The organism is Solidesulfovibrio sp. C21, from assembly GCF_047785625.1.
Taxonomy (GTDB): domain Bacteria; phylum Desulfobacterota; class Desulfovibrionia; order Desulfovibrionales; family Desulfovibrionaceae; genus Solidesulfovibrio.
In genome coordinates this window covers 1-5387 of sequence record NZ_JBLODY010000132.1, presented here as the reverse complement: position 1 = coordinate 5387, position 5387 = coordinate 1, and the positions used below count along the sequence as shown (strand labels likewise).

The following is a 5387-nucleotide window of genomic DNA, read 5'->3' as shown; positions in this document are numbered from 1 at the left end:
AAAAAAAGTGTTGACGGGCCGGGAGCGAGCGGGTAAACAGTCCGACTCTGCTTCGGGAAACCGGGCACGGTTCGAAAGCGAAAGCAATCGAACGAAGTTGAAAAAAAGTGTTGACGGGCCGCTCGGGGATGCGTAAAAGCACACCTCCGCGACGGGAAACCGGAACACGGACGGGCCGCAAACGGCGGCACGGAAAGTTGAAAAAAGATGTTGACACGGTGAGCGGCCGGGAGTAACTACCCGGGGCTCACGACGGTTCGCCCAAAGGCGGGCCGGGTCGCCTCGGGGCGGCCGGGGTCTTTGACAATTAAATAGCGAGTTGGGTGATTTTAGTAAGCCATGCTTAAAGTGCGGCAACGCACCTTAAGTTTCAGCTATAAGGATTTAAACTGGAGAGTTTGATCCTGGCTCAGATTGAACGCTGGCGGCGTGCTTAACACATGCAAGTCGTGCGAGAAAGGGGACTTCGGTCCCTGAGTAGAGCGGCGCACGGGTGAGTAACGCGTGGATCATCTGCCCAAACGTTCGGGATAACGGCGGGAAACTGCCGCTAATACCGGATACGCTCCAATTTCGGTTGGAGGAAAGGCGGCCTCTGCTTGCAAGCTGTCGCATTTGGATGAGTCCGCGTCCCATTAGCTTGTTGGTGGGGTAATGGCCTACCAAGGCTACGATGGGTAGCTGGTCTGAGAGGATGATCAGCCACACTGGAACTGAAACACGGTCCAGACTCCTACGGGAGGCAGCAGTGGGGAATATTGCGCAATGGGGGAAACCCTGACGCAGCGACGCCGTGTGAGGGAAGAAGGCTTTCGGGTCGTAAACCTCTGTCGGGAAGGAAGAACCCCCCAAGTCCGAATAGGGCTTGGGGCTGACGGTACTTCCAAAGGAAGCACCGGCTAACTCCGTGCCAGCAGCCGCGGTAATACGGAGGGTGCAAGCGTTAATCGGAATCACTGGGCGTAAAGCGCGCGTAGGCGGCTTTTTAAGTCGGACGTGAAAGCCCTCGGCTCAACCGGGGAATTGCGTTCGAAACTGGGAGGCTTGAGTCCTGGAGAGGGTGGCGGAATTCCGGGTGTAGGAGTGAAATCCGTAGATATCCGGAGGAACACCGGTGGCGAAGGCGGCCACCTGGACAGGTACTGACGCTGAGGCGCGAAAGCGTGGGGAGCAAACAGGATTAGATACCCTGGTAGTCCACGCCGTAAACGATGGATGCTAGGTGTCGGGGAGCGATCTTCGGTGCCGCAGTTAACGCATTAAGCATCCCGCCTGGGGAGTACGGTCGCAAGGCTGAAACTCAAAGGAATTGACGGGGGCCCGCACAAGCGGTGGAGTATGTGGTTTAATTCGATGCAACGCGAAGAACCTTACCTGGGTTTGACATCCCTCGAATCCTCCCGAAACGGAGGAGTGCCCTTCGGGGAACGGGGTGACAGGTGCTGCATGGCTGTCGTCAGCTCGTGCCGTGAGGTGTTGGGTTAAGTCCCGCAACGAGCGCAACCCTTGTCCTTAGTTGCCAGCGAGTAATGTCGGGCACTCTAGGGAGACCGCCTCGGTCAACGGGGAGGAAGGTGGGGACGACGTCAAGTCATCATGGCCCTTACGCCCAGGGCTACACACGTACTACAATGGCGGGTACAATGGGCTGCGAGACCGCAAGGTGGAGCCAATCCCAAAAAACCCGTCCCAGTCCGGATCGGGGTCTGCAACTCGACCCCGTGAAGTCGGAATCGCTAGTAATCGGAGATCAGCATGCTCCGGTGAATACGTTCCCGGGCCTTGTACACACCGCCCGTCACACCACGAAAGTCGGTTCTACCCAAAACCGTCAGGCTAACCTTCGGGAGGCAGACGTCTACGGTAGGGCTGATGATTGGGGTGAAGTCGTAACAAGGTAGCCGTAGGGGAACCTGCGGCTGGATCACCTCCTTTTATGGATACAAAAAAACCCAACTCGCTATTTAATTGCAAGGACCCCAAGTTCTTGCAACGTCGCGCCAATGGGCCTGTAGCTCAGGTGGTTAGAGCGCACGCCTGATAAGCGTGAGGTCGATGGTTCAAGTCCATCTAGGCCCACCACGATTACCGGGGGTGTAGCTCAGCTGGGAGAGCGCCTGCCTTGCACGCAGGAGGCCATCGGTTCGAACCCGTTCACCTCCACCAGAAGTGGTGTGTGAATCGGACCAGCGCGACATGATCTTTGACAGTTAAATAAGGGATGGGATTTATTGGCAAAAGCCAAGTAATTAAGGGCAATCGGTGGATGCCTTGGCGCTGAGAGGCGATGAAGGACGCGGTAGGCGGCGATACGCACCGGGGAGCAGCCATACGTGCTTTGATCCGGTGATGTCCGAATGGGGAAACCCAACGGGAGTCATGTCCCGTTATCCCTTGACCGAATACATAGGTCTTGGGAAGCGAACGCGGGGAAGTGAAACATCTCAGTACCCGCAGGAGAAGAAATCAAGCGAGATTCCCGAAGTAGCGGCGAGCGAACCGGGAAGAGCCCAAACCAGGCGCATCCGTGCGTCTGGGGTTGTAGGGCCTCCATCAAGTGATCCACAATTAGGCAGGGGAAGCGTCTGGGAAGGCGCGCCAGAGAGGGTGAAAGCCCCGTACCTGAAACCGAAAGTGGCGCTGGAGGTACCTGAGTACCACGAGACACGTGAAATCTCGTGGGAATCCGGGAGGACCATCTTCCAAGGCTAAATACTCCTCAGCGACCGATAGTGAACCAGTACCGTGAGGGAAAGGTGAAAAGAACCCCTGTGAGGGGAGTGAAACGAGAACCTGAAACCGATTGCCTACAAGCGGTTCGAGCCGGGCTTGCCCGGTGAGAGCGTGCCTTTTGCATAATGAGCCAGCGAGTTTCCTTGTCGTGCGAGGTTAAGGCTAAACTGCCGGAGCCGCAGCGAAAGCGAGTCTGAATAGGGCGTTCAGTACGGCGAGGAAGACCCGAAACCGGGTGATCTATCCATGAGCAGGTTGAAGCTCGGGTAAAACCGAGTGGAGGACCGAACCCATATGGGCTGAAAACCATTGGGATGACTTGTGGATAGGGGTGAAAGGCCAATCAAACTCGGTGATAGCTGGTTCTCCCCGAAATATATTGAGGTATAGCCTCAGGTAGGAAGAGCGGAGGTAGAGCACTGAAAGGGCTAGGGGCCCCACCAGGTTACCAAACCCTATCAAACTCCGAATGCCGCTCTTTTATTGCCTGGGAGTCAGACTCTGGGTGCGAAGGTCCAGGGTCAAGAGGGTAAGAGCCCAGATCGACGGCTAAGGTTCCCAAATCCATGCTCAGTGGGAAAGGAAGTGGGACCGCTCTGACAGCCAGGAGGTTGGCTTAGAAGCAGCCATCCTTTAAAGAAAGCGTAATAGCTCACTGGTCTAGTGGTCCTGCGCCGAAAATGTAACGGAGCTAAGCATGGTACCGAAGCCTCGAGTCCATCTTCGGATGGACGGTAGGGGAGCGTTCCCAGACGGGATGAAGGCAAGTTGTAAAGCTTGCTGGACTAATGGGAAGTGATAATGCTGGCATAAGTAACGATAAAACGGGTGTGAAACCCGTTCGCCGTAAGCCCAAGGTTTCCTGGGTAAAGTTAATCTTCCCAGGGTGAGTCGGTCCCTAAGGCGAGGCTGAAAAGCGTAGCTGATGGAAAACAGGTTAATATTCCTGTACCTGTTTGTGTGTGCGACGGAGGGACGCAGGAAGGTAGGTCAGCCGGCCGTTGGATGTGCCGGTGCAAGCGTGTAGGCTTGGAGAATAGGCAAATCCGTTCTCCTTCAAGGCCGAGACGTGATGCCGTGTCGTAAGGCTGAAGTGACTCATCCTATGCTGCCGAGAAAAGCTTCTAAGTTTAGCACAAGCAGACCGTACCGTAAACCAACTCAGGTGGGCGGGGAGAGTATCCCAAGGCGCTTGAGAGAACTCTGGTTAAGGAACTCGGCAAAATGACCCCGTAACTTCGGGATAAGGGGTGCCCCCTTTGGTGAAGTACTTGCTACGTAAGCCTGAGGGGGCCGCAGAGAAATGGTGGTGGCGACTGTTTACTAAAAACACAGGTCTGTGCGAAGTCGTAAGACGACGTATACGGACTGACACCTGCCCGGTGCCGGAAGGTTAAGGGGTGGAGTCAGCGCAAGCGAAGCTCTAAACCGAAGCCCCGGTAAACGGCGGCCGTAACTATAACGGTCCTAAGGTAGCGAAATTCCTTGTCGGGTAAGTTCCGACCTGCACGAATGGTGTAACGATCTCCACGCTGTCTCAACCAGAGACTCAGTGAAATTGATGTGGCGGTGAAAATGCCGTCTACCCGCGGAAAGACGGAAAGACCCTGTGCACCTTTACTACAGCTTGACATTGGAGCTTGGGCACTCGTGTGTAGGATAGGTGGGAGGCTGTGAAACCGGCGCGCTAGCGTCGGCGGAGCCAACCTTGAAATACCACCCTCGATTGTCTAAGCTTCTAACCTGATGCCGTTATCCGGCTCGGGGACATTGTCTGGCGGGTAGTTTGACTGGGGCGGTCGCCTCCCAAAAAGTAACGGAGGCATGCAAAGGTTCCCTCAGGCTGATTGGAAACCAGCCGTCGAGTGCAAAGGCATAAGGGAGCTTGACTGTGAGAGAGACATCTCGAGCAGGCACGAAAGTGGGCCTTAGTGATCCGGTGGTCCCGCATGGAAGGGCCATCGCTCAATGGATAAAAGGTACGCCGGGGATAACAGGCTGATCGCATCCAAGAGTTCATATCGACGATGCGGTTTGGCACCTCGATGTCGGCTCATCACATCCTGGGGCTGGAGCAGGTCCCAAGGGTTCGGCTGTTCGCCGATTAAAGTGGTACGCGAGCTGGGTTTAAAACGTCGTGAGACAGTTTGGTCCCTATCTTCCGTGGGCGTTGGAGAATTGAGAGGGTTTGTCCCTAGTACGAGAGGACCGGGATGAACGAACCCCTGGTGTTCCTGTTGTCGTGCCAACGGCATCGCAGGGTAGCCACGTTCGGAAGGGATAACCGCTGAAAGCATCTAAGCGGGAAGCCCGCCTCAAGACGAGTTCTCCCTGAAGGACCCAGGTAGACTACCTGGTTGATAGGCCGGATGTGCAAGTACAGCAATGTTCTCAGCAAACCGGTACTAATAGTCCGTTCGACTTGATTTTTGCCATCCAAACAATCCCATCCCTTATTTTAACTTATATATTTGTCCTGGTGGTCATAGAGGAGGGGGTACACCCGACCCCATTCCGAACTCGGAAGTTAAGCCCTCCTTCGCCGATGATACTGCGTACTCTTGCGTGGGAAAGTAGGTCGCCGCCAGGGCTCTTTTTCAAAAGCCCCGAAGATTCAAATCGAATCTCCGGGGCTTTTTTTATGCCCAAGCAAA

At 55.3% G+C, this 5387-nt stretch carries 2 tRNA genes and 3 rRNA genes; all 5 read left to right on the top strand.

Annotation, left to right across the window (positions count from 1 at the left end):
• Positions 1-386: 386 nt before the first annotated feature.
• A 16S ribosomal RNA gene (locus tag ACMZ6R_RS19915) occupies positions 387-1935 on the top strand.
• 70 nt (positions 1936-2005) lie between these two features.
• Positions 2006-2082, top strand: a tRNA-Ile gene (locus tag ACMZ6R_RS19910).
• Positions 2083-2090: 8 nt separating this feature from the next.
• Positions 2091-2166: transfer RNA gene (locus tag ACMZ6R_RS19905), tRNA-Ala, on the top strand.
• A gap of 73 nt (positions 2167-2239) precedes the next feature.
• Positions 2240-5163 (top strand): 23S ribosomal RNA (locus tag ACMZ6R_RS19900).
• A 45-nt stretch (positions 5164-5208) separates the two neighbouring features.
• Positions 5209-5323: ribosomal RNA gene (gene rrf / locus ACMZ6R_RS19895) — 5S ribosomal RNA — on the top strand.
• The 16S, 23S and 5S rRNA genes sit together here with 2 tRNA genes alongside, the layout of an rRNA operon.
• Positions 5324-5387 lie beyond the last annotated feature (64 nt).